The organism is Blautia sp. KLE_1732_HM_1032 (assembly GCF_025147905.1).
Classification (GTDB): Bacteria; Bacillota; Clostridia; order Lachnospirales; family Lachnospiraceae; genus Blautia_A; species Blautia_A fusiformis.
Genome location: NZ_CP102266.1, coordinates 2,175,495 through 2,198,545 on the forward strand (window position 1 = coordinate 2,175,495; position 23,051 = coordinate 2,198,545).

24 protein-coding genes are annotated in these 23,051 nt (G+C 42.9%); 8 read left to right on the top strand and 16 right to left on the bottom strand.

The window, feature by feature from the left end; all coding sequences use genetic code 11:
- Positions 1–14: 14 nt before the first annotated feature.
- The 7 genes from NQ489_RS10435 to NQ489_RS10465 form a co-directional block, all read right to left on the bottom strand.
- Positions 15–1,274 (bottom strand): DUF4203 domain-containing protein, encoded by a 1,260-nt coding sequence (locus tag NQ489_RS10435; protein WP_021650409.1) that lies wholly within the window; start codon positions 1,272–1,274, stop codon positions 15–17.
- A 49-nt stretch (positions 1,275–1,323) separates the two neighbouring features.
- Positions 1,324–2,532 (bottom strand): transglutaminase domain-containing protein, encoded by a 1,209-nt coding sequence (locus tag NQ489_RS10440; protein ID WP_021650408.1) that lies wholly within the window; start codon positions 2,530–2,532, stop codon positions 1,324–1,326.
- An 85-nt stretch (positions 2,533–2,617) separates the two neighbouring features.
- Complete coding sequence (locus NQ489_RS10445) at positions 2,618–4,621, bottom strand: C40 family peptidase (protein WP_227945515.1); 2,004 nt, start codon at positions 4,619–4,621, stop codon at positions 2,618–2,620.
- A gap of 263 nt (positions 4,622–4,884) precedes the next feature.
- Complete coding sequence (locus tag NQ489_RS10450) at positions 4,885–5,481, bottom strand: zinc dependent phospholipase C family protein (RefSeq protein ID WP_022426477.1); 597 nt, start codon at positions 5,479–5,481, stop codon at positions 4,885–4,887.
- 393 nt (positions 5,482–5,874) lie between these two features.
- Entirely contained in the window at positions 5,875–6,522 is a 648-nt protein-coding gene (locus tag NQ489_RS10455; protein WP_021650838.1) for an IS110 family transposase, read from the bottom strand.
- Positions 6,523–6,613: 91 nt separating this feature from the next.
- Positions 6,614–7,627, bottom strand: coding sequence for a uroporphyrinogen decarboxylase family protein (locus NQ489_RS10460; protein ID WP_015524736.1), 1,014 nt, complete (start codon positions 7,625–7,627; stop codon positions 6,614–6,616).
- A gap of 54 nt (positions 7,628–7,681) precedes the next feature.
- Positions 7,682–9,082 (bottom strand): MFS transporter, encoded by a 1,401-nt coding sequence (locus NQ489_RS10465; protein ID WP_022426479.1) that lies wholly within the window; start codon positions 9,080–9,082, stop codon positions 7,682–7,684.
- Between the two features lie 261 nt (positions 9,083–9,343).
- Here NQ489_RS10465 and NQ489_RS10470 point away from each other — a divergent pair, with 261 nt between their 5' ends.
- Positions 9,344–10,924 (top strand): PucR family transcriptional regulator, encoded by a 1,581-nt coding sequence (locus NQ489_RS10470; protein WP_022426480.1) that lies wholly within the window; start codon positions 9,344–9,346, stop codon positions 10,922–10,924.
- A gap of 21 nt (positions 10,925–10,945) precedes the next feature.
- Here the strand turns inward: NQ489_RS10470 and NQ489_RS10475 are convergent, their stop codons facing one another.
- From NQ489_RS10475 to NQ489_RS10495, 5 genes are all read right to left on the bottom strand, one after another.
- Positions 10,946–11,728: an arylamine N-acetyltransferase family protein gene (locus NQ489_RS10475; RefSeq protein WP_021650844.1), complete on the bottom strand. Its 783-nt coding sequence runs from the start codon at positions 11,726–11,728 to the stop codon at positions 10,946–10,948.
- Positions 11,729–11,743: 15 nt separating this feature from the next.
- Positions 11,744–12,283: a DUF2284 domain-containing protein gene (locus tag NQ489_RS10480; protein ID WP_049946982.1), complete on the bottom strand. Its 540-nt coding sequence runs from the start codon at positions 12,281–12,283 to the stop codon at positions 11,744–11,746.
- Positions 12,284–12,299: 16 nt separating this feature from the next.
- On the bottom strand, positions 12,300–14,000 hold the full coding sequence (locus NQ489_RS10485) for an ASKHA domain-containing protein (protein WP_227945516.1): 1,701 nt from the start codon (positions 13,998–14,000) through the stop codon (positions 12,300–12,302).
- Positions 14,001–14,091: 91 nt separating this feature from the next.
- Positions 14,092–14,724 (bottom strand): corrinoid protein, encoded by a 633-nt coding sequence (locus NQ489_RS10490; protein WP_015524728.1) that lies wholly within the window; start codon positions 14,722–14,724, stop codon positions 14,092–14,094.
- A gap of 47 nt (positions 14,725–14,771) precedes the next feature.
- Positions 14,772–15,587: a methyltetrahydrofolate cobalamin methyltransferase gene (locus tag NQ489_RS10495; protein ID WP_021650848.1), complete on the bottom strand. Its 816-nt coding sequence runs from the start codon at positions 15,585–15,587 to the stop codon at positions 14,772–14,774.
- A 455-nt stretch (positions 15,588–16,042) separates the two neighbouring features.
- Here NQ489_RS10495 and NQ489_RS10500 point away from each other — a divergent pair, with 455 nt between their 5' ends.
- The 4 genes from NQ489_RS10500 to NQ489_RS10515 all read left to right on the top strand — a co-directional run bounded on the left by NQ489_RS10500 (position 16,043) and on the right by NQ489_RS10515 (position 18,053).
- Positions 16,043–16,321, top strand: a complete 279-nt coding sequence (locus NQ489_RS10500; RefSeq protein WP_156906905.1) for a hypothetical protein — start codon at positions 16,043–16,045, stop codon at positions 16,319–16,321.
- 81 nt (positions 16,322–16,402) lie between these two features.
- Complete coding sequence (locus NQ489_RS10505; RefSeq protein ID WP_015525856.1) at positions 16,403–16,618, top strand: hypothetical protein; 216 nt, start codon at positions 16,403–16,405, stop codon at positions 16,616–16,618.
- A gap of 119 nt (positions 16,619–16,737) precedes the next feature.
- Positions 16,738–17,445 (top strand): recombinase family protein, encoded by a 708-nt coding sequence (locus NQ489_RS10510; protein ID WP_021650850.1) that lies wholly within the window; start codon positions 16,738–16,740, stop codon positions 17,443–17,445.
- Positions 17,446–17,510: 65 nt separating this feature from the next.
- Entirely contained in the window at positions 17,511–18,053 is a 543-nt protein-coding gene (locus NQ489_RS10515) for a Uma2 family endonuclease (protein ID WP_015525854.1), read from the top strand.
- 858 nt (positions 18,054–18,911) lie between these two features.
- On the opposite strand, the gene NQ489_RS10520 is transcribed toward NQ489_RS10515, so the two are convergent.
- The 4 genes from NQ489_RS10520 to NQ489_RS10535 all read right to left on the bottom strand — a co-directional run bounded on the left by NQ489_RS10520 (position 18,912) and on the right by NQ489_RS10535 (position 21,255).
- Positions 18,912–19,277, bottom strand: a complete 366-nt coding sequence (locus NQ489_RS10520; protein WP_021650853.1) for a hypothetical protein — start codon at positions 19,275–19,277, stop codon at positions 18,912–18,914.
- Positions 19,274–19,696, bottom strand: coding sequence for a hypothetical protein (locus NQ489_RS10525; RefSeq protein WP_021650854.1), 423 nt, complete (start codon positions 19,694–19,696; stop codon positions 19,274–19,276). The genes NQ489_RS10520 and NQ489_RS10525 overlap by 4 nt, the downstream gene beginning before the upstream one ends.
- A gap of 28 nt (positions 19,697–19,724) precedes the next feature.
- Positions 19,725–20,549 (bottom strand): hypothetical protein, encoded by an 825-nt coding sequence (locus NQ489_RS10530; RefSeq protein ID WP_021650855.1) that lies wholly within the window; start codon positions 20,547–20,549, stop codon positions 19,725–19,727.
- A gap of 475 nt (positions 20,550–21,024) precedes the next feature.
- Complete coding sequence (locus tag NQ489_RS10535) at positions 21,025–21,255, bottom strand: helix-turn-helix domain-containing protein (RefSeq protein ID WP_021650856.1); 231 nt, start codon at positions 21,253–21,255, stop codon at positions 21,025–21,027.
- Positions 21,256–21,364: 109 nt separating this feature from the next.
- On the opposite strand from NQ489_RS10535, the gene NQ489_RS10540 reads away from it, so the two are divergent.
- The 3 genes from NQ489_RS10540 to NQ489_RS10550 all read left to right on the top strand — a co-directional run bounded on the left by NQ489_RS10540 (position 21,365) and on the right by NQ489_RS10550 (position 22,797).
- Positions 21,365–21,628 (top strand): DUF6809 family protein, encoded by a 264-nt coding sequence (locus NQ489_RS10540; protein WP_044961076.1) that lies wholly within the window; start codon positions 21,365–21,367, stop codon positions 21,626–21,628.
- 213 nt (positions 21,629–21,841) lie between these two features.
- Positions 21,842–22,156 (top strand): BRO-N domain-containing protein, encoded by a 315-nt coding sequence (locus NQ489_RS10545; RefSeq protein WP_021650858.1) that lies wholly within the window; start codon positions 21,842–21,844, stop codon positions 22,154–22,156.
- A gap of 14 nt (positions 22,157–22,170) precedes the next feature.
- Positions 22,171–22,797, top strand: a complete 627-nt coding sequence (locus NQ489_RS10550; protein ID WP_022426063.1) for a hypothetical protein — start codon at positions 22,171–22,173, stop codon at positions 22,795–22,797.
- The last annotated feature ends 254 nt before the right edge of the window (positions 22,798–23,051 follow it).

The window sequence follows — 23,051 nt, forward strand, 5'->3', positions numbered from 1 at the left end:
TCCTCGGATTTTTCTCAGTTGTCTTTCCACTCATCAAGCTCATCCAGATCCTCATCATTCATCAGATCCGGGTCATTCCTGTAATTTCCATATTCTTCCTGCTCATCAAAATCCGCCATATTTTCAATATCCATCCGGCGTCTTTTCTGCTGCAGTTTTTCAAAATCTTCATAGCTATCCCTGTTTTCCGACTCATCAAAACGATCACAGTCTTCATGATCCTCCGGATCTGCATAGCGGGATCTGCTTCCCGTTCCTGCATTCCTTCGTTCCCTGGTGCTGCTGCTCTGGCTGTATCTGCGGCCTCTTCTGTCATCCGAAGCATAATTTCTGTCGGAGGTTCTGTTTCTGCCGGAGGTTCCGGAAGTGCTTCTTCTTTCAGTGGAACTGCCTTTGCTGTTTCTTTCGCTTCCGGATCTTTTTCGGCTGTCTGCATAATTTCTTTCTCGTCTGTCAGAGTTGCGTCCTTCTCTGTCAGATGGTCTGCGGGAACGTCTTTCACCCCGGCTTTCCCGGTCATCGTTTGCCCGGTTTTCGTATGTATATCTGTGATCGTCCCTGTTACGGTCAGAGGTGTATTCACGACTGTTTCCTCTACGGTCCCTTCCTGCCGGCTTCCTGGTCTCCTCCGGCAGAGTTCCATCGTCGTCATCCTCTTCTTCGTCATCTTCCTCATCGTATCGGTCTTTGTTGATGGCGAACTGGATCAGCATACCAAGGATCGCAATTCCTGCTGCCATACCGACGCCATATGGAAACTGCGCCAGCCCTGCGATCTTTGCAATGGATAATCCTGCCAGAACACCACCCAGTATACTGGTTCCGACAATGATCACTCCTTTCGCATAACGCATAGCAAGTACTCCCAGTCCCACGCCGATAAGGATGCACAGGAAAAAAGAAAAAGAACTGGTCGGATGGACCAGATAGATACTCAATGTTATTCCGATACCAAATCCCAGTACAAAGATTCCTGCCCTGTAGATCAGAAACGAAACAACAGCCAGTACGATCCCCAGTCCCGCCATGGCACCTGCGATCACCATTTTATCCTGAACACCGGACATATAGGTTACACCAAAGCCGGCGCCTGCTCCGATGATAAATCCAAAGATCATCATCCAGAACCGGAGGATACGATATCCCAGGATACAGTTCAAAAGCCCGAAAACGCAGAGCACTCCATATACGATCACCATCAGCTGGCTGATCTGTTCCATACCTCCTGCTCTCTGCAGTATGTCAAATCCTCTTGACAACATATCCATATTCATAACTTACTCCTCTCTTTCCAAAACCTCCGGAAATCTTCCCGAAGATGTTTCAGAAAATAAAATATATGGTATAAAAATTATCCATCACTCCATAATGATACTCCACCTGACCAAGTCCGTGAAGTTTCATATAATACTGTGCCACATTCTGTACCACGCCATCATCCAGCAGTTCCTGACAGGCTTCGGAAAAAGCTTCCTGACTGCCAAACTTGAAACGCACTACAGCCGCACCATTATCCAGTCTCATCTTACAATAATCATATATGTCCTGCCAGCTGTAATCTTCAAAGTACCCCTGGTTCAGCACATAAAAATCCAGATCCTTCGCAGTACATGCCGGAACTGTCAGTTCTTCCGATGGTGTATAGGTTTTTTCATATTCTTCCGGGAAAGGGCAGAGATAATCGTAAATGATCGTCTTATGTTCTTCCAGCTGTGCGGCATCTCCATTTAAAAAATCCGGCTGATCCCCATTGGTAGCATCTACATAATAATACTCCTGGCCTATTTTTACAATATCCCATGCATGACCCTCTGTACTTCCTTTTGTGCTTCCGTCCACATAAATACAGGGAATATCCAGCCTTTCCAGAAGATACTGGACAGCTCCTGCATATCCGGCACAGACTGCAGATTTTTTCCAGAAAACACCTGCTATGCTCTGATCATCCTCCCCAGTCTGATACTGGGTATGGTCAATAACATACGTATAAACAATGCGTACCTTCTCGTAATCACCGGCATCCTCCGGGATCAGGGCTCTGACCTCCTGAAAGCTCTGCTCCATGGCCGTCTGTATCTCATCGATCTCGCTGTCTGTATAAGTATAGCCCGGAGTAAAAACGCAGTAATCACTGTCTGAATACGTAGTTTTGTAGATTTTTTCACGATTGTGGACCCAGAATATCTCCGGGTGGTCTTTCAATACTGCATGATAGCTTCTGTCAATACTGTCATCATCGGAGATCGTCAGATAAAACTCCTTTTCCCGGGCACGGATTCCTTTCAGCAGCTCCCGATATACTCTCTGCTCTTCTTCCGTAAGCTGTTTGAAATAATATTCCTGATGCCCTTCTTCGCTCTGGGCAACCTCCATCTGACGCAGTTCCTCTACTTCCTTTGGTTCGCCTGAAATAATGCTCTTTGCTATGGAGCGGATCTGACCCAGTGCCCCTGCCGAAGTGCTAAAGGGCTGAAGGATCACTGCAGCTGTAAGCACTGCGGCTGCCATGGGGCAGAAATTTCTTTTTTTCATAATATCATGTCCTATGTCTGAAGCAGCGATTGTAAGAAAGGGCAGCCTCCCGTGGGAGACTGCCCTTATCTTCAATCGCTGTCCCTTAGTTTTCCATTTCCAGTGTTTCTACATCATCATCAAATGTATCCACTGCATCGTCCATGGTCTCCTGATCCAGAGTCAGCGTCTCAACTTCATCTTCTTCCTCATCCTCCTGCAAAGCCTTATTCTTAAAATCTGCAAGAAGGTCACTGGAAACAGTATCACCGGATGCCAGTGCATCCTTCAGTGCATCAGATCTAACCACATCCGTGAGGAGCTTTTCTGCACTCTCCTCTGTCAGAACATCATTCTCTGTAGCTGTGGTCTTATTTTCCTCCGCTGTTGTATCCTGATAGAAGGATGGCTTTCTGATATAACGGAAGCTTGCACTGTATGCCTCACCAACCGTTACACCATTCTTGCTTGAGGAACAATGTACTGCAATCCAGTCGCCGGAATCCGTCTTTCCGCACAGGATACCAACGTGGTTGTTGCTTCCTGCTTCCGGTCCTCTCTGGAATACCAGATCTCCTGGCTGTGCATCTGCTTCGCTGACAACACCGGCCTTCTCCCATTGGTCAGAGGTTCCGTCTCCAACTGCTGCCTGCATTCCCTGATCCTTATATCCATTGATCACTGCCCAGGTAACAAAGCCGCTGCAGTCCAGACCATATGCACGGAGCGTACCGGAGCTTCTGCTGCCGTCTGCTGATACCTTCTCAACGGAGCCCCAACTTGGATCTTCTCCGATCACCGTAGATTTGCCGCCCCAGAAATATCCGACCTTGCCAACCAGTGAATACGCTGCGGTGATAACATCTACACGATCCTCAGAAACATTGTCTCCCACGCTTTCACGGACAAAGCCTTTGGATGCGGTAACTACCGCACAGAGAAGCTTACAGTCTGTTTCCACATATTTCTTAAGGACGCTTCTGTCTTTCTTTGCAATATTGTTCTTCTTGATGTAGTAGTTGATCTTGCGATTTCCGTAGGATATCTTGGTAATATCCTGCTTGTCCCTGACGATGGGGTTCATCTCCGCAAAGATCCTTGCCAGATCATCCTTGCAGGATGCATCCAATGTAAATGACGTTGCTCCTGCTTTGCTCTTTTCGTAAATATAAACAGCAAGGATATCCTGCCAGTTTCTTACCAGAAGTGTATTCTCCGTATCGGTAAGCTTGTTCTTCTCTTTATATTCTCTTTCGATCTCTTCCATTACAGAAGCAAAATCATCAGAGAAGGACAGATGATAATTGCTCTTAAGACTATCCAGATAAAAATCCTTGCCCGCATGGAGATTGGATACCATATTTGTCACATAAACAGGATCTCCGATCTGTGTTGCTGTGGCGTTATTTCCATCTGTGATCTCTGTATTCTTGTTATCTTCCGTGCTGCTATCATCTTTTTTGTTATCTTTTTTGTTATCACTGTCGTTCTTGTCGACAGCTGCAAGCTTGGCTTCTGCCTCAGTCAGGATCTTATAATTCGTAACCTTGGCCTTTTCTGTATTAGACAGTGCCTCATAAGCTGCACGTACGCTATCTATCTCCGCTTTATCTGCTGCTGTGATCGTTCTGCCTGCCAGTGCTTTGATCTTCCGGATCACCGCCTGTACCTTTGCAGAGTCATCCCTGGCCGGTGTTGCCGTCGGTGCAGGTGTTGCGGTTGGCTCCGGCGTTGCCGTTGGTGCAGGTGTCGCTGTCGGTTCCGGTGTTGCCGTTGGTGCAGGTGTCGCTGTCGGCTCCGGTGTTCCCGTCGGCGCAGGTGTTGCAGTTGGCTCCGGTGTCGGTGTATCTGTTGGCTCCGGCGCTGTAGTTGGTTCCGGGTTAGGTGCAGCAGTTATTTCCGGTTCCGGTGCAGCTGTCGGCACCGGTTCTGCCGGAACTTCCGGAACTTCTGGTTCCGGTTCACTTACCTCGCTCCCGTTTCCTGAAACACCTTCCTCAGCAACAACATTATCTGCTTCCTCGGCGGCTTTTACTCCGGTTGGAATTGCCAGTACCATAGCTGATAACATCGTGATGCAAAAAAACTTATTCAGGTACTTGTTCTTCATATTTATTAAGATGCTCCCTTCTTTCCTTGAACATCCCTTTACTTCCCCTATAATAAAGGTCTGCCTTAAACCGTTTGATAACTTAAAGTTTAATTCAATTTATTTTAGCATACGAAAATCGTGAAATCAACTGTTCTGGTAGGATATCTCCTTCAATTCATCTATTTTTCACTTTTTATTCACATTTTTGTAAGATTTTTTAGAGTTTACCATAACGTAAAAAAGCCACAGTGCTCTCACACACTGCGGCTTTTTATATACTGTCAGACAGTCACTGCCGGCTGTCCGCCCATATGAAACTGTTTTCTGACACAGAGCTGAAAAATCCCCTGTACAACCTGATAGCACACCCGAAGGATAAAACGGATGTCATCGGCAATGCACCGCGGGCTTTCCAGATAATATGCATGACGCTCACGGATATATTCCACAAGTTCCTCAAAGCTTTCAAACTGCTTCGCTTCTTCCAGCTGGCTGTCTGCTGCGCCGCTGAGGATACATTCTCTCAGGCGGTTCTTCAGCTCAGCTTCATAAGAATTATGTGCTGCAAGATTTCCTTTGTATGTTTTGTTATGAGGAAAAGTAAAATAATCAGCCATATAATGCATGACCTCACCGAATCTTCTCCAGTATACTCTGGCATTCTCTTCCTCCGGGTTCTTCTCGACAAGCGCCCTCATCTTATTCTGGAGGTGATCGAATGTTCCGAAAAACTCATGTCTGGTGGTGAGAAACGATGGTTTCAGATCAGGCATGATATTGCCCAGGCAAAACGCTTTTCTGTGCTGCTGGAGACTGTACACCTCAGACATCTGGTCAGCCAGGTATCTGCCTAACAGTATATGTGATTTTTTACGCAATTTTTTCCCTCTTCCTTCTTTCCTGATCCAGATCCTGACCGGTCAACAGTAATTTGGTTCCGCCCGGTCCTCTTCTGGGATCCATAAATCATCCGTTTACCGGAACCAACTTTACTATAGCACTGTTTTTTCAAATAATCAAATAAAGATTATGTAAATTTTAATCCAGATCAAAAAGCTGCCGCTGCTTCAGATCAATAGATGCCCAGACGGTACTTGTCTTCGGTTCTCCGTAAAGATAAACCGTGCTGGAAACCTGAGCAGCATATATAATTCACTTTTTGTTCCAATCCCTCCGTCAAGTCCAACACTGTTGTGCGCAGCTTCAACCAGGGTCTTTGCCCTATCTTCAGTAACTCCTCTGCCACGCATCTTTTTATCATGCCAGATCTTTCAGATCCCATTTACTCCAAGCGCAATCACATCTTTTGGCAATGGTGCTTTTTCAAGCACTGCCAGGCCGCTTATTGCATCAAATCGTGTATATAATCCCAGGTATTCCGGGAAATGTATTGCAAGCCATCTCTGGATCCTGTTTGCAGATATGTTGTGCTGCTTCCTGATCCTGTCACGGCTGTATACCCGGTCTCTTATTTCGGCATAAATGCCTTCTGGCATGTATGGGATTGAATATCTCCCATCCACAACTAGTTTTGCGATTGTTTTTGGATCTTTTGAATCTGTTTTCTTTGGACTGTTATCATCAAGTTCCTTGATCTTCTTAACCGAGAATGGATTGACCATTACTAATCTTTTCTGATGATCATTTACATACTTCGCAAACGCAAACCAGTAATGACCTGTTGGCTCGCAGCCGATCAGAACTGCAGTCTTTTTATTCTCAGTCTTAAGTGTCTCTGCCCAAAGGTTGAAAGAATTGAACCCTTCCAGATCGTTATGAAAAGAAAAAATACGTTTTGTAAGTTCGCGTCCTCTGTTATCAAAAGCTCTTGCATAATGTATCTGGCTTCCGATATCAACTCCGACAACCATTGTTGAATCTGTTACTTGCTCAATCTTTTCATTCTGTGTATAATTCATTTGGAACCTCCAGTGCTTGATTGTTTTGTTTACATCCGCCAAGATGCAACTCAATCATACCTTGAGGTTCTTTTTTATTCAATTGGCGCTTTTAATGAATTCCATATACCTCTTTATTATATTTTTCAATCTCGTCATCAATAATTGAATCTACATGAGGGAACAGACAACCGGGACCTCCATAGGTAATACATGGAATGAAATGTCCGTGTGGTGCATACTCCTCACATGCTCTTCTGACCTCCTTGCGGATCTCTTCTTCTGTGGAATCCACTCGGTCTACGATCGAAGCATCGATTCCGCCCATAAGTGTCATTCTTCCGTTCAGCTGTTTCTGGAGCTTCGGAATATCATTCTGCGGAAGTGTTCCCTGCCAGATGTCAATCCCAAGATCAACCATATCCTCTATGATCGGTTCCATGAAGGAATCTGCGTGATGCATGACGATCACTCCATGGTCTTTCATATATTTATAGGATCTTTCATACTGTGGTTTGATAAATTCTCTCCATGTGTCCGGACTGATGAACAAGGACTGCTTGGAACCCCAGTCATCGTGGGAAAGGATGATATCCGGGTGGAGATTATCAACGATCAGCTTTGTAAGCTGGAACCGGTACTCCCCAATGGCATTGCAGAGATCCATCATATCCTCCGGCTCAAGAAGGAAGTTCACCAGCATATCCTCAAATCCCATCAGGAAGTGAAGCCTCTCAAAAACACCTGTAGGCATAAATGCCATGAAAAGGCTTCCTGAATCCTTTATCTCCTGTGCCTTCTGTTTAAATGGTTCCCATAAAGCCGGATCCGAGCACTGACCGACAATATCCGGAATCACCAGCTGCTCTTTCCATTCTGTGATATCATCAATGACCTTGTTGTCCTCTGTTACATGTGGCATTGCAGCCAGCTGTTCCTGGGGCCAGAGGATCTCAGTTCCGAAAAGATCCTTCATAGGCTCCATACCACGGTGACGGTTTCCACGCACATAATTATTTGCCGGGTTCGGCGGGTAAAAGGTCGCACCCTCATACTGTCTCAGAAGTCGTTCTGGCCTGCCGTCCTTTTTTATCGTTTCAAGTAAAATCTCCGATGCTTTCAACATAATGCTTCCTCCTTTATTATCCTGTGATCTTTCAAAATACCCGATCACTTATCTTTATGATCTTGCGTCAATCTCAGCCTGATACTGAAGAACCTTTTCCTTTGTGATCTTAAATCCAAACACCAGAAGTAGAAGACCTGCCAGACAGAAAATAGCCGGAACAAGTGCAAAGGAAATCGTCATTCCCTGACGGGCCGTTCCCTCAAGAACAACTCCGGATTTCCAGCCTACCGCCACAAGACAGGCGCTGAGGATCGTTCCTCTTAAGAATACGGCAATCTTCAGCGGAAGATTCTGTAATCCCATAATCCATCCGGATGCATCTTTTCCGCTCTTCCATGTTGCATACACTACAGTGTCCGCATAAAGTGCAGGTGAAGCTGCAAAAGCCATACCATAGAAGAACTGGGCAAGTGTCATAAGGGCGATCACTGTCATTGCATTTCCATAGAAAATATATACAAGGAACAGTGATACTGCCATTCCTGCATAAGCAATGATCATAGTTGTACGGGACGATATTGCTTTTGCAATGTATCTCATGGAAAAAGCTCCGATGATGGCACCGATGGCAACACAGAGAAGATAAGTGGTCATCAGTCCCGGATTTCCCATTGCATCCCTGAAATAGTAAATAGCAGATGCTGCTGTTACAAATTTCACACACCATTTTGCAAGGTCTGCCAGCATCAGGACCATAAGAGGCGGATTCTGAAACAGGGAAGCAAACATCTCTCTGATCGTGATCTTTGTTTTGTCATTTTTCTTTCCTGCGGTTTCCGTTTCAATCTCTTCATAGCCTTCCGTCATCTTGAAATGGGCGAAATAGGTTACGACCATCAGAATACCCAGGCAGAAAGCTGCTGCTGCAAATTTATTTTTCTCACCGACATATCCGGCAAGAAGTGTTGCAAATGGAAGACCCATATAGGAAAACAACAGACCGCCTATGTTATTCCAGGTTGCCCTGGAGGATGCAAGCGTTGCTTTGTCTTCCGGTGTTTTACCAACAATACTGATCAGGGTTGCATTGGCAACATAGCTGAAATTCCATGCCACATGAGATGCGATGGATGCGGCAATGATCACCACTGCCGAAAGCCATTCATTATCACTGACACGTATGAACATGAATGCGTACAGAAACGGCACCATCCACGGAACCATGATCAGCCAGGAACGATAACGCCCCCATTTCTTTGCTTTTGTGCCATTGATGATTCCTCCGTAAAGCCAGGACAGACAGGCATCAACAATGGTAAATACGGAATTGATCACACCAGCCACACCAGCTGCAAAGCCTGCCAGATCCGTCAGAAATGTCATAAAGTAAAATGTCTCGATATTACTCATAAGAACAAATCCGGCATCACCAACACCAAAGAAATATTTCAGGGCATTTGTAAGACCCTTTTTCTGTTTCGGATCTTGTTTCGGTATTTCATTTTTACTCATTTTCTTTCCCCCTTCGCTGTTTTTTGTGGGACCGGCCATTTCCACAACTTCACGTTACCTTTGATGGTTATAGTATAGTTGTTTTTTTCTTGTTCGTAAATCCGCACACTTCTTCATTCTTTCTCCAATGCTTCATACTTTTTGTACAGTTATTATTGTAAATATGCACAAATAATTCCCTCTCCGTTTTCTTTTTATTTTCCGTCTAATATGTTATAATTTCCTATAAATACAAGGCTTTTATGAATTGGAGGAAATATTTTGAACAAAAGAGAGCATTTCGTGAATAGCCCGCATACAGGCTTCCATCTTAATCTCCAGATCATTGCTGACGATTTTGCGGAGAAAAAAGAGGATGTTTCCATCCTCTGCCGTGAAGACCCCCTGACGCTGGATGGTCTTCGCATATATCAGGCAGGAGCCTTGCTGAAGCCATGCTACCTTTATCTTGTCTTCGGCAATTCTCTTTCCGAAAGCTTCCTGCGATACCAGAACATCGCATTTGTAGTGGTGGGCTCCGGTGATCTTTCCTGCTTTTCCGAAAGCTGCAGGATCCTTCACATTAAGGGAACCCTTTCTTTTTCTGAGGTCTTCAACCAGATACAGCAGACCTTTGACAGATATTCTGACTGGGACAGTAAACTCCAGCTTGCGCTTGGAAGTATCGATCCGCTGAATGAGATGCTGGAAGCCAGTCTGGATATATTTCATAATCCGGTTTTTGCCCACGACACCAACTTTTATATCCTTTCTTCTCCCCGGCACGTAACCGGTATGTCCGAATGGGTCCATGACCAGCGTACAGGAAGACTCATCGCACCTTTAAGCCTGATTCAGGATTTCAAGCTTGACGCCGAATACCAGCGCACACTTATCACCCACGGCGCCAATATTTATTCCGAAGAGCTCCGCGGTTACCGTATCCTCTACATGAATCTCTGGGTCAGCGGCAATTATCAGGGCCGACTTTGTGTGGATGAGCTCCAGACGGAGATACAGCCCGGACATTTTTCTGCTCTTGAGTATCTTGGCTCCTTTATCGAGCTGTGCATCCGTCGGCACAATCTGTTCCAAATTTCAATGGGAAATGACTCCCGGCAATTTTTCACGGAGTATCTTTCCGGAAAGCTCACAGAACTACAGGCAGTTACCGATCAGATCCAGTATCTGAACTGGAATCGCCATGACCGGTATCTTGTACTTCGTCTGGAAACCCAGCAGCAGGATGACCGTATGCACTCTTCCATCGCCACACTGGGACACATTGAAGCCCAGATCCCGGAAGGTCTGGCTTTTACCTATCAGCAGGGAATCGTTGTGATCGTTAATCTGTCCTTTAAGCACTCTGTATCTTCCGATGTTATCAGTTCACTTGCGATCATCCTGCGCGAAGGGCTTTTTAAAATGGGAGTAAGCTCTGAATTTCGTGATTTTCTCCTGATCCCTCAGGGATATATTCAGGCTGTTTCCGCCTTGCGCCTGGGCAAAAAAAGTCAGAGCATGGCCTGGTGCTATCATTTTGATGCTTATCTTCTGGAATATATGCTTTCCCAGATCAGCCATCAGATCAGTCCCGAGCTTCTGGTCTCTTCACGGCTGGATGCACTGCAGAATTATGACCGAAAAAACAATACTGAGCTGTATCACACACTCAAGGTCTATCTGGAGCATGAACGCAATTCTCTTCAGACAGCCCGTGAGCTTTTTATACATAGAAGTTCCCTGACCTACCGTCTGGAGCGCATCCAGAAACTCACAAAGGTTGATCTGGATAATCCGAAAGACCGGCTTCTTCTGCAGCTCTGCTTTCTTCTGCAGGAAAAGGACCAGACTGTCACCTGACAACCTGGTCCTTTTTTCTGCTTATATCTGTAAAAACTCCAATCCGAAATAATGTTCCATCCATAGCCTGATGGTTTCTTCCGAATCGCTTATTTTCGTTTCAATGGATCCATCTTCCTTCTGGATTGTAAGAACATCCCCGGTCAGCGCAACACTTCCTTCCGGTCTGCAGATGCTCACCACTCTTTTTCTGGTAATTAATACATCTGGAGATTTTGCACAATAGAAATTCAGCAGTTCAAAATCTGCTTCTACTGTAGGAGTCTGTGAAAATCTGAGTATTGGCAGATATTTTTCTTCTTTCCTTCGTTCAACAAGTATCTCTCCGTTTGTATTTCCCGGCTTCATGTTAACACGGTACCATCCGTTTTTTTCTCTGTGGATACCATCCTTCATAAGAACCGGCTTCTTGGGTCCGGGACCTCCGTATCCTACATCACAGTAATAGCTTCCTTCCTCAAAAATAACAAGGGTTGCCCGGTGCAGGACCGGCGGAAGCTCTTCCCGGTTCCACAATATCCTTACCGCCACAGGGATCACACGGAAATCCAAAGCTTTCAGAAGCTCATAAAACAATTTATTCAGCTCGAAGCAATATCCGCCTCGTTTTCTGACAATGATCTTCTCATAAATATCTTCCGACCTCAGAGAAGGAATCCTTCCCTCGTCAAAAACTTCCAGATTTTCAAAGGGAATACTGCAAAGATGAAGGTCCATTATCTTTTCCAGACATTTTTTATCTGTTCTTAATTCACCCTCATATCCGATCCTGTTCAGATATGCCTCCCGTTCTCTGTCATTCATTTTTTCACTCCTGTTCTATTCAAGAAGATAACAGCTGGTATAGGCGATCGTACAGGGACCATAATAGTATTCCAGACCATTTGCCTGGCATACCTGTGTTACCAGCATTCCATAGGCTTCCATCGAAGAAAATGCCTGTTCGGGGAAACGGCATGGAGCATCCGGATATGTACACGTTTTACATTTTGTACAGCACCCGGCCCCTATGGGGAGCATGCCCGGCCATCTTTCTCTGAGCATTTTTTCAAATTCATAAAAATTCTGTTTATGAACCGCTTCGGTCTCCATCATCGTCTCTCCGTCCAAAGGATCCTCCAGTTTCCCCACTGTCTGGACAATAATGCCTTCCCTGTACTTTTCTATCTTTTTTCTGCATACTTCAAGATCTCCGCATCCGGGAGGACAGCTCCAGCGTTTTGCATACATATGGCAGGTATTATTTTTGCACATTTCCCTTACCTCCGGCATAAGCTGGATCGAATCGCTCTTCAGAAGTGCTACATGAGAAAATCCTGCCTTTTTTCCCATCTCTTCCAGTTCTTTTATATTAAGCATATCCATTCTCCTCGCATTACGGAAAGCATAAGCCATCCACAAAACAGTCCTGGAACTCCGGCGAAGCTGCCAGCTCCACAAAATCCATATTTTTGACAGTCCGATCCATTTCTTTTCTTTCCTCTTCATTCAGGAGTGCGATCCTGGCACCTTCGCCTGCCGCATTTCCCACCGGCTGTATCCTGGGCAGCAGTCCGGCCGGAAACATCCCGATCGCTGCCGCACTTTCCGGATTCATGTAATTGCCGAATGCACCGGCAAGATAGACCCGTTTAATATCCTTTTCTGTGATCTCCAGTCTTTTCATAAGAAGAAAGATTCCCGCTGCGATAGCCGCTTTTGCCAGCTGTACCTCTCCGATATCCTTCTGTGTCAGATAAACGCCCCTGTCATTTCCCGACTTTTCCGGAGGTACCAGCACAAACACTCCCGCCTTTTCCTGGCCGCTTTCCAGATGACCACTTTCATCAATAAAGCCAGCCAGGTACAGCTGTGCCACAAGATCGATCAGACCTGAACCGCATAAGCCTGCCGGAGCCTTATTTCCTATAGTCGTGTATTCCCATTTTCCATCTTTGTATACTACATGATCTACTGCTCCTGCTCCTCCACGCATCCCGCACTCGATCTTTGCACCTTCAAATGCCGGACCGGCAGCTGTTGAACAGCAGGCTAATCTCGTTTTATTTCCAAGGACCATCTCCCCGTTCGTTCCAATATCGATCATAAGGCTGATCTCGTTCTGCTGATCCTGTCTGAGCGCCAAAATGCAGCCACAGGTATCTGCCCCTACATACCCGGCTATATCAGGCAGCATAAGCAGCTGCCCCTTTCTGTGGATATGGAGCCCATATTGCTCTGCATTCAGTGTAAGCCCCTGACTGATCGCCGGATTATACGGTGCATGGACCAGCGATGCCGGAGAAATCCCAAGAAAAAGATGATGCATGCAGGTATTTCCTACCACAGATACCTGACAGATATCTAATGTGCTTCTTCCTGCTTCCTCTGCCAGTTCCTGGAGCATTTCATCAACCGCATTCCGTATGCAGCCGGTCAGCTGCTCTACGCCATGCTCCAGAGCATGATCCGCCCGCATGATCACATCTGCGCCATACTGAGTCTGTGGGTTCATTCTGCTCTTGAGAGCCAGCTGCTTCCCGGTCAATGCATCCATAAGATAGCCGACCACCGTCGTGGTACCTATATCAAAAGCCGCAAAACAGATTTTTTTCTCTTCTCTGCTGATATCCAGGATCTCATTTCCTGCACAGATCACATACCATTCTTCTGCTTCTTTTCTGCAGCCGTAAAGCTTCGATGCAATTTCAGTATCAGGCAGAACAGGTTTTTCCACATCCAGCTGTTCTGTCAGCCGCTCCCATTCAGAGCGGTTGTCTCCTGTCTCCGGTTTCTTAAGAATCACTTTTTTCTGTTTCAGATCAGGCCTGAACGCAACCGGTCTCTGCATTCCTTCTGTAAGGATCTCCTCTTCCTGGCATCCGGACAATGTATCTACTTCAAGGTCACTATGGATTTCCGTCTGACATGCAAGCACCATGTGATCTTCTATTTTAACACGACATTTCCCGCACTTTCCCCGGCCTCCGCAGGGTGCATCAGGAACCAGCTTTGCTTTTCTTTCCGCCTCAAGGATCCTGGTACCCGGTTCCACCAGGATCTCCTTTTCCTCCCTGATAAATTTTATTCGGTACATTTTCATCCCTCCGATGGTCACTGTAAAGCAAAAGCCGCTCTGCCGTCTATGCCATGCACAGACAATACAGAGCGGCCCGTTTTATTTTCCCTTATGCTGCCAAAGCTTTTGCAAGAACTGCTGCGCTTGCTGCATCTTCTGAATATCCATCTGCGCCGATCTCATCTGCAAACTCCTTCGTGATCGGTGCTCCTCCAACCATGATCTTAACATTGCTTCTGAAATCTTCCGCATTAAGTGCTGCAACTGTATCTTTCAGAGCCGGCATTGTAGTTGTGAGCAGCGCTGAAAGTGCAATTACCTTAACATCCGGATTTTCTTTGTAACATTCAATAACCTTCGATGCAGGTACATCAACACCGAGATCAATAACTTCAAAGCCGGCACTTTCGATCATCATCGCAACAAGATTCTTTCCGATATCATGAAGATCTCCTGCTACAGTAGCGATGATAAGTTTTCCCATACTTCCTGTAGCGCCGGATGCAAGATGTGGTTTCAGAACCTCAACACCCTTTTTCATTGCACGGGCTGCTACCAGCATTTCCGGAACAAAGATTTCTCCGTTCTTAAATCTTTCACCTACAACAGCCATTGCATCGATCATGCTGTTAAGAATCTCTGTTGCCTCACAGCCTTCATCAAGAGCTGACTGTACAGCTGCACCTACAAGTTTTGCTTTTCCTTTTTCTACCAATTCTGCTACTTCTGTGATTTTTGACATAATCAAACACCTCCGCTTTTTATCCGCATTCCGCATATGCGTTTTATTTATTTTTTTACAGGTCCGATCAGACCTTCTCTGTATGCTCCGATGTATTCCATACAGTAATCATCCAGACCAAGCAATGCCTCTGTTGCATATACAAGTCCAAGCATATCTCTGTTTGTAGGATCCATGATCGCACTGTCAAGGCCGGCATTCATTGCAAGTACCACAAATCCGAAATTGATAAGCTTACGTACCGGCAGATTGAAGGAAATGTTGCTGATCGCCGCTGTAATGTGGATCATTGGATACTGTTTACGGACACTTGAAATTACTTCCACGTTCATCGCAATACCATCTTCAGATGTACAGAGCATCTCAACCAATGGATCAATATGGATACGATCCGGTGAAATTCCGTACTCTTTCGCTTTTGCCATGATCTTGTCAAATACCTTCAGCCTGTCTTCCGCACTTTTGGGGATACCTGTATCATCGCTTAGAAGTGCGATAACCTGCCACCCTTTATTTTCAGGCTGTGCCATAAGAGGAAAAATCTTATCGATCTTATCCCCTTCACCGGATACAGAGTTAAAAATACCCGGTTTTCTGCAGAATTTGTAAGCTTCTGTAAGAACATCTGCGCTGGGACTGTCTACGGAAATCGGAAGATCTGTCACTTCCTGAATACAGTCGATCATCCATTTCAAGGTTTCTACTTCTTCTGCTTCCGGAACAGATGCGCAACAATCGATATAGCTTGCTCCTGAGTTTGCCTGAGCAAGTGCCCGCTGCTTGATGAATTCTGCATCTCTGTTTGCGATCGCCTCCGCCACAGAGGGGATGGATCCATTGATTTTTTCACCTATGATTATCATACTATTTATCCTCCCGTTAACATATTCTGGCCTGCATCAAGAATTGTTACTGTCCATTCCGTTCTCAGTAACACGCTACGCAGAATATTACCAATGAACAGTAACCAAGAATTCTTATTTCAGTTCCATGTCTTTTATATAATGATTGTATCAAAATAAATGCAAAAGACCAGCCGCATTTCATACCATAAACATTGCATTTATTCCTACATTTTGTAGGAATGTTTTTCAGTGTTAAAGTCCGCTTGAAACAGCCAACCTAAGACCAGCAGAAACAACCAATCTGAGTCCAACAGAAAAAGCCACTCCGAGTCCAATTAGAAAAGCCATTACCATATTAATTCATGTTTTCTTCCTACTACACTATGAGTTGGAAACACTATAATACAGAAACTAAGAAAATCGAGGTTGTAAGAACTCTTGTCGGTGACATGGAGCAATTCGGGGCAATCGTTATGGCGGAAGATACATGGAATGTAATCTTGCAGGTCTCAGAACGTGTGCCATGGAGCAAACAGTCACGCATGAATACATTTGTTGATGATCTTCTTTTGATACTGGAACGCAAAGAAAACGAAACCGGAGATCCTTTTATCAGCAGACCATACAATTATATTATTCACATTGCACTTGATCCTGACGCTCAGAAAGATACTGCTCTTATCAGTGTTCAGAGAAAAAGCACCTATGAGTTTGTATGCAAAGATATCAGCATCCCATTGAAAGAATTATAATCTTCTCTCCTGCTGCCGGGTTCACTCTCTGGCAGCAGGATTTCCAAGGCAATAGAATCTATCAGAAAGGCGGTATCAATTATGAGGAACTACATACTTGCGGAAAACAGACCTTATACAGCTTGTCCCATCTGGAAAAAAGATCTCAGAAAGCTGATGATTGATTTCTGTATACCGGAGCCAACCATTGACCAGATCATTTCTCAGGCTGAACAGGAAGCGAAGCCAACAGAAACAGCTCGACAGGTTTATAACCGTGCATGGCATAAATTCCGTAAACATCTGCTGACAAATTAGTAGTAAAAGTAAGGTAGTATGCAAAAAGTAGTAAAACCATTACCATTTCAGGCTCCAAGGCAGTCTTATTACAGTGTCATTTTAAGGGAGCCTTAAATTTACTACAGGAAGGGAACATCATGAACAGATATTTTGGTTACGCAAGAATCAGCACACCACAGCAAAGCATTGAAAGGCAGATCAGGAATATCCTTGCTGCATATCCACAGTCTGAGATCATCCGAGAAGTTTTTACCGGAACGAAATTTCAGGGACGAAGAGAATTTGAAAAACTCCTGAAAAAGCTCAACGCAGGTGATACCATTATCTTTGATTCGGTTTCCAGAATGTCCCGTGATGCAGAAGAAGGTTTTACCATGTATGAGGATCTTTTCAGCAAAGGAATTAATCTTGTATTCCTGAAGGAACCACACATAAACACAGAGACCTATAAAAGTGCGCTGCAAGGTGGCATCCCAACAACAGGGACCGACATTGACTGTATTCTGGAAGGGATCAATAAATATTTGCTCCTGCTTGCCAAAGAACAGATCCGGCTTGCTTTTGAACAGTCAGAAAAAGAGGTTCAGGATCTCAGGCAACGTACTAAAGAAGGAATGCAGACAGCAAGACTTTCTGGTAAACAGATCGGACAGGCTTCCGGTTCAAAGCTTGTAACGAAGAAATCTATAGCAGCAAAAGAAATCATCCTGAAGCATAACAAAACGTTCGGCGGATCACTCAACGATCTGGAAACCATTACTCAGGCCGGGATTACCAGAAAGACATTCTATAAATATAAGAAGGAACTGCTCTCTGAGATGATAGAGCAAACGAATCAGCGTTGAATGTTTTGCTGCAATCCGTTATAATGAGAACAGGGACATGACTTATTAAGAAGGGAGTGTGAAATATGCCATTACTCAAAGAAAATACTTATACTATAGAAGATATATATGCACTTCCAGAGGGAGAACGTGCCGAACTGATTGACGGACAGATTTATTACATGGCTCCGCCTAGTCGCAAGCATCAACGGATTTCAACAAGGCTCACCAGTATTATTGATCGTTACATTGAAGATCATCAGGGACAGTGCCAAGTTTATGCTGCCCCGTTTGCAGTTTATCTGGATGAATCCACGAACACATATGTTGAACCGGATATCTCTGTTATCTGTGATCCAAACAAGCTGAATGATAAGGGCTGCAATGGTGCTCCTGACTGGATTATAGAGATCGTTTCTCCTGCAAGTAAACGGATGGATTATTATACCAAGCTCTTTAAGTACAGAACGGCAGGTGTAAAAGAATATTGGATTGTTGATCCTGACAAGAGCAGAATTATTGTATACAATTTTGAACAATCAACAATGGACGAGTATTCCTTTACGGATTCTGTTAAGGCTGGAATCTATAATGATCTGCTGATTGATTTTAATGTGTTAAGTTTTTAACATAGTCATGTGCTGACCATGCTCAAAAATTGAAGCTTTTCTGAAGAAGAAAAGTTGGCGTAAACCCTTGCTCTATATAGGGAATCGCCAACTTTTTTATTATATCTCTGATGAAATTTTGAATTGCTACAAGCTGCATATGGGATATTTCTGGATCATACTAATCCGTCCTGATCGTAGAAGGATAATGTGATCCAGTCTGAAAAAGCTTGTATCTGGCAGCAGAAATTACTTACAGTGAGGAATAATACTGTAATCTTCTGCTCAAATGGTAGCTCAAAAAATTGGTTATCGTACTCATATTCTGTGGATGTATACATATGAACACCCGCTCACATGTTAAGAGTTTGTCAATCCCACCGATCCATCACCAACCAGGCACATCTCATTCCGCTCACCTGCCAGATCCAACTCGGCCCCGATTTAACAATATTCATCTTGGATTCTTCTATCTTCCAGTCCTCAGATTTTACTCCAACCATCCAACCCGATCCGTCCTCTCACCACCACAACTCCGTCCCGGCTCCACCGCAGCTCCATCTCACACTTAGTACAGCTATTTCTCCTAGATCTTCCCTGCACTTTCTACAGATCTGACCTTCTTTTCATCCTCTCTGAATCGACCTTACCGGAGCAACAACAGCTGCACGATAACTTAAGCTTAATACAACCTGCTGCCGTTTGCTCTTTCCGGTGATTTTCTGGTCGATTCTGTTCAATTCCAGTGATCGAATTTTACACCACTCAGGACGAATAAACTGAGTGTTTTAACGGATTTTCCGATAGACTAACCGACAAAAATTTTGAGGGTAACAATCGGAATAATCGGTGTGATTGCTGGGAAAATTGGAAATATGTTCACATCATCATTCCTATAATTAAAAAACTTTTTGTTCTTCCATAAGATTCAAATTGTGTTTGAGCATGTAAAAGATATACTTTATGAAATGGGACGGGGTCAAGTTTTTTACATATATCATTTGGTGAAATAATGGTATATATTCTTTTTTCACAATCTGGATTCTCTCGATACAACCTATAACATTCTTCAGCAACACCACCTGTATCAGTTTCATTTGTAATCGTATAATTTTTTAGATTTGTTATTAAAACTCCTGAACGTTCCCATTCTCTCAAATTTATAAAATTTCTCATAATAATAAGATATCCTATATTAGTATCTAAAAATAAATAGTCTTTATCCGAATGCTCAAAGTCACTCATTGCTTTTTTGTACTGCCATATATATTTTTTAACATACTATTTTGTGATGTAATCCTTCTTGTTAATTGGAGAATGTTGAGATCAATCATGTTCTCATAATGTTCTATAGCTTCTATTTTTTTTTGCAAAGTATTCTTTACTTTTTGATGTAATTTTAACAGATTTTTAAACTCTCCATTCTCAACATTTTCCACAGACATATTATCTAACATTTTTATTAGTTTATATTTATTAAGTGAATTCTTTTGAACATCATCCATACATTCATTCGAAACAGTTATATACCAATCTATATAACTATCTTCTTTATGCTTTAAAGATAAATATTCACTGTAATAATCATTACTTTCTTTTTCAATTTTTTTCAGTTCTTCAGTATATATTTCCTCTTGAAGTTCTGTAAATGACATTTTCCCCATATTATTCTCTCCCCTTGTTATATTACTTTTACTTCTTAATGTACTTATTAATGATCCTCTTCTCCAATGTTTTTCCAGAATCCCGGTACCATGGCAAGATCACGCCGCAGTATTCCTGTACTCTCATGGAGTATATCTCGCCACATATCATAAACACAATTAATCCGATTGCAGCAATCAGTCCTCCGTTGGCCACAATACATAATAGCAGACATGGTACAACCCAATACCAGTTATATGAGAAATGACACCATTTCACCAGCCATTCTTCACTCATCATATCAAAACGTCTAATCTCATCCTGAGATAAAGAAGTCTTAGGAGGATTTGCAGCTGCCTTGCGTCTCATTAATTCAGCATAACCAACCGTTGGTTCGTCCGGGCTGGTATATTTCTTAACATCCTCCTGCATCTGCTTTATTCTGCGTTCTTCCTCTTCTTTCTTCCTTCGCAAACTAGGACTGTTCCTATATTTAAACTCCTCATACGTGTTTCTTATTAACTGTTCCATCTGTGGAGGAGTTCCTGATTTAGTACAAATTTGATTATAAATATACTTCATCTCTTCAAGCTCTATATATGCTTTAGGGACGCTGTAACGTTCATAATAATTTTTCATACTTTCCGTTTGGCGTTTTGCTCCTTTTACAGCATCTTTTACATATCGCACATAGTCTTCGTAATGTTCTTTATTTGTTATTATACGATCACCGAACTGAATAATACAATTACATTTTGCATTTGCCTCTTCAGGAGTAAGATTATTAACAATATCCTCACACTTTTTAATCAGGTCGTCCGTAGAATCTGCATACTCCTTATAATTCTGTGCATCTTTAAAACTCATAATCATAAGTGTTTACCTCCCTTCCTTTTGTATTAGTAGTCCTGTATGTGCTTTCTGATTTTAATTTCAAAAATATTCTGAATTTATTTTTTGGTGTAAAAAAAAGATACACTATACCTGTGTATCAAACAATCACTTTATTTTTACTTTTGCTTACCTTAGCAAGCGGTGTTCTTCTATATGACATGGCATAATAATCCTCAACGTGGCATATCCCGCATGGCATATACACTACCTTCTCAACGAGCGCAAAGAAGGAATATACATTTACTAATTATTTTCCAAGACTTTGTAAGGTACGCTTACAGCACATTTCTTCTGTAATCATTTTAACCATAGCACCGTTAGTTGAAGTTGTAAAGAAAATTTATATATTTCAGCAATTAGTCTAAAAACGGATCGTAATTTTCGGTAATTATTACCAGATATCAGTATTGATATTTTTAGTTCATTTTGTTCTATGAGATAAGATTTTATCCTCTTAGTCCTCAAAAAATTCCTCATAGTCTACAGCAAATAATTTCTGCAATGCTTTAAGATCACTGGCTTTTATGTTTCTTCTGCCCGATTCAATATTAGCAAGTGTACTTCTGGACATACTGCTTCCCATCAACTGTAACTGACCTACGACTTCAGCCTGTGTCATGTTCTTTTTCATCCGTATGTTCTGGATATTTCTACCTATTGGAACGTCCTGTAAAATCCACTGCATAAGATATACTCCTGTGACTAATTAGTAACTTTTGTATTGAGTATATCTGGAAAACATGATATTATTGTCACTAGATAGAAACAATCGTATTAGAGAGGAATATAGCATTATGGATATCATAGATCAGCTTTACAACTCACATGTAAGTGCAGCCACACTGGACACCCTGGACAAGTACCGTATACATAAGGATCAGGCTTTACATGGTTATCATATTCTTAAAGAACAACTCACAGAAGATCAGGCGGCCGCTCTGGATCAGGTCATGAATGAGAACCTTAATCTTCTGACAGACGAGTTGGAGCAGAATTTCAGAAACGGCTTCTGTCTTGGAGTGAAGATGATGTGTGAGGTGTTTGGGAAAGATGTGTAAGTATGCTATAATATATAAAAAGCTGACCTGTCAAATCGACGGTGCAGGTCAATAAGTAAATTTGGTGGCAGGGTACGCAAATTATATAAAACCTTATACCTAATTCAGGTATCTGGTTTTTGTACCCCTTCTTCCACTTCCCAGTGCGAAATCTTTAATCATCCAGAATTCGGAAATCTGCGCTGCATTGAGAAAGATGGAGAACCTTGGTTCGTGGGAAAAGATGTGGCAATGGCGTTGGGATATAGTAATACAAGAGATGCATTAAGTCGTCATGTGGATGTCGAAGATAAGGGCGTCGTGAATCACGACACCCCCTCTGGAATCCAGAAAATGACCATTATCAATGAATCCGGTCTCTATTCTCTCATCCTCAGCAGTAAACTTGAATCTGCAAAACGTTTCAAACGCTGGGTAACATCTGAGGTATTGCCGTGTATCCGGAAACATGGTGGATACTTAGAAAATTATTTTTACCTTGTTCTCCTTCATCATTTGCAGTATTCTTATGATATCAAGAATCATTGAAGGAGGAAACATCTATGAAAAAGAAGCTCAAAAAATCACTTATCATTCTTTTGTCTGTTATCATGATCTTCTCACTCCCGATCTCAGCATCAGCAGCCACCAGAAAAGACGTAACAAAAACATACCGCAAATCGGTTACTAAGATGTTAGAAGGATTTGACAGTTATTTTGCTTACTGTTGTGGTAGAAGGCAATATTTCAAATTCGATGATTACGCCAGAACAACCATGGTAACTATGAAAAATTACAATTTGTGGGAGAAAAATATTTCTTACGTAAAGAAAAAAATTCAGCCACAACTGAAGCTTTACTTCAATACTTCTACCGTAAAATTTACGAAATTTACAAAATATGGTATCCCTAGAAATCCTTCTTACTTGCTTTGTAATAAGAATGGTAAGATTGTTTATACTGGCGGTAACTGGGGCGAAGATTCTCCAAATGGTGTCGTAAAAAAGATCATGAAAACAGGTTCCAAGACATACGAAGTAACATATAATCTTTACTTTTATAATTGGATGACCAAGAAAAACTATGGGTATATGGGAACATACAAAATATATTTAAAAAAAGCCAATAACAAAAACGGCTTCATTATTACCAATATCAAACAAACTGTAAATAAAAAGAACTCTCTTTAGTCTTTTCATAGAGGGGCAGATTCCTAAATCGGGGATCTGCTCTTTTTTCGGCCTTGTAATTCGTCCTATAATCCGTTTTTATTTTTCAAGCGAACAAATCCTCGTCTTAACGCTTTCAATCCCTTTACAGATCAAATACGTACTCACAGGGCAGCTATATATGCAAGTCCCGGTGAAGATGTGAATACTGGATAAATAACAGATAAACGATATGAAAATTTGGCATAAAAGTTCAGAATAAAAAGTAAAAAAAG

What these genes read in the sequence shown, in the direction of transcription:
- NQ489_RS10490 (WP_015524728.1), bottom strand. Translation starts at nt 14,724, where the DNA reads ATGTCAAAAATCACAGAAGTAGCAGAATTGGTAGAAAAAGGAAAAGCA.
- NQ489_RS10510 (WP_021650850.1), top strand. Translation starts at nt 16,738, where the DNA reads ATGAACAGATATTTTGGTTACGCAAGAATCAGCACACCACAGCAAAGC.
- NQ489_RS10445 (WP_227945515.1), bottom strand. Translation starts at nt 4,621, where the DNA reads ATGAAGAACAAGTACCTGAATAAGTTTTTTTGCATCACGATGTTATCA.
- NQ489_RS10435 (WP_021650409.1), bottom strand. Translation starts at nt 1,274, where the DNA reads ATGAATATGGATATGTTGTCAAGAGGATTTGACATACTGCAGAGAGCA.
- NQ489_RS10475 (WP_021650844.1), bottom strand. Translation starts at nt 11,728, where the DNA reads ATGAATGACAGAGAACGGGAGGCATATCTGAACAGGATCGGATATGAG.
- NQ489_RS10515 (WP_015525854.1), top strand. Translation starts at nt 17,511, where the DNA reads ATGCCATTACTCAAAGAAAATACTTATACTATAGAAGATATATATGCA.
- NQ489_RS10505 (WP_015525856.1), top strand. Translation starts at nt 16,403, where the DNA reads ATGAGGAACTACATACTTGCGGAAAACAGACCTTATACAGCTTGTCCC.
- NQ489_RS10460 (WP_015524736.1), bottom strand. Translation starts at nt 7,627, where the DNA reads ATGTTGAAAGCATCGGAGATTTTACTTGAAACGATAAAAAAGGACGGC.
- NQ489_RS10440 (WP_021650408.1), bottom strand. Translation starts at nt 2,532, where the DNA reads ATGAAAAAAAGAAATTTCTGCCCCATGGCAGCCGCAGTGCTTACAGCT.
- NQ489_RS10455 (WP_021650838.1), bottom strand. Translation starts at nt 6,522, where the DNA reads ATGAATTATACACAGAATGAAAAGATTGAGCAAGTAACAGATTCAACA.
- NQ489_RS10525 (WP_021650854.1), bottom strand. Translation starts at nt 19,696, where the DNA reads ATGGGGAAAATGTCATTTACAGAACTTCAAGAGGAAATATATACTGAA.
- NQ489_RS10540 (WP_044961076.1), top strand. Translation starts at nt 21,365, where the DNA reads ATGGATATCATAGATCAGCTTTACAACTCACATGTAAGTGCAGCCACA.
- NQ489_RS10520 (WP_021650853.1), bottom strand. Translation starts at nt 19,277, where the DNA reads ATGAGTGACTTTGAGCATTCGGATAAAGACTATTTATTTTTAGATACT.
- NQ489_RS10485 (WP_227945516.1), bottom strand. Translation starts at nt 14,000, where the DNA reads ATGTACCGAATAAAATTTATCAGGGAGGAAAAGGAGATCCTGGTGGAA.
- NQ489_RS10550 (WP_022426063.1), top strand. Translation starts at nt 22,171, where the DNA reads ATGAAAAAGAAGCTCAAAAAATCACTTATCATTCTTTTGTCTGTTATC.
- NQ489_RS10495 (WP_021650848.1), bottom strand. Translation starts at nt 15,587, where the DNA reads ATGATAATCATAGGTGAAAAAATCAATGGATCCATCCCCTCTGTGGCG.
- NQ489_RS10480 (WP_049946982.1), bottom strand. Translation starts at nt 12,283, where the DNA reads ATGCTTAATATAAAAGAACTGGAAGAGATGGGAAAAAAGGCAGGATTT.
- NQ489_RS10530 (WP_021650855.1), bottom strand. Translation starts at nt 20,549, where the DNA reads ATGATTATGAGTTTTAAAGATGCACAGAATTATAAGGAGTATGCAGAT.
- NQ489_RS10535 (WP_021650856.1), bottom strand. Translation starts at nt 21,255, where the DNA reads ATGCAGTGGATTTTACAGGACGTTCCAATAGGTAGAAATATCCAGAAC.
- NQ489_RS10465 (WP_022426479.1), bottom strand. Translation starts at nt 9,082, where the DNA reads ATGAGTAAAAATGAAATACCGAAACAAGATCCGAAACAGAAAAAGGGT.
- NQ489_RS10500 (WP_156906905.1), top strand. Translation starts at nt 16,043, where the DNA reads ATGGCGGAAGATACATGGAATGTAATCTTGCAGGTCTCAGAACGTGTG.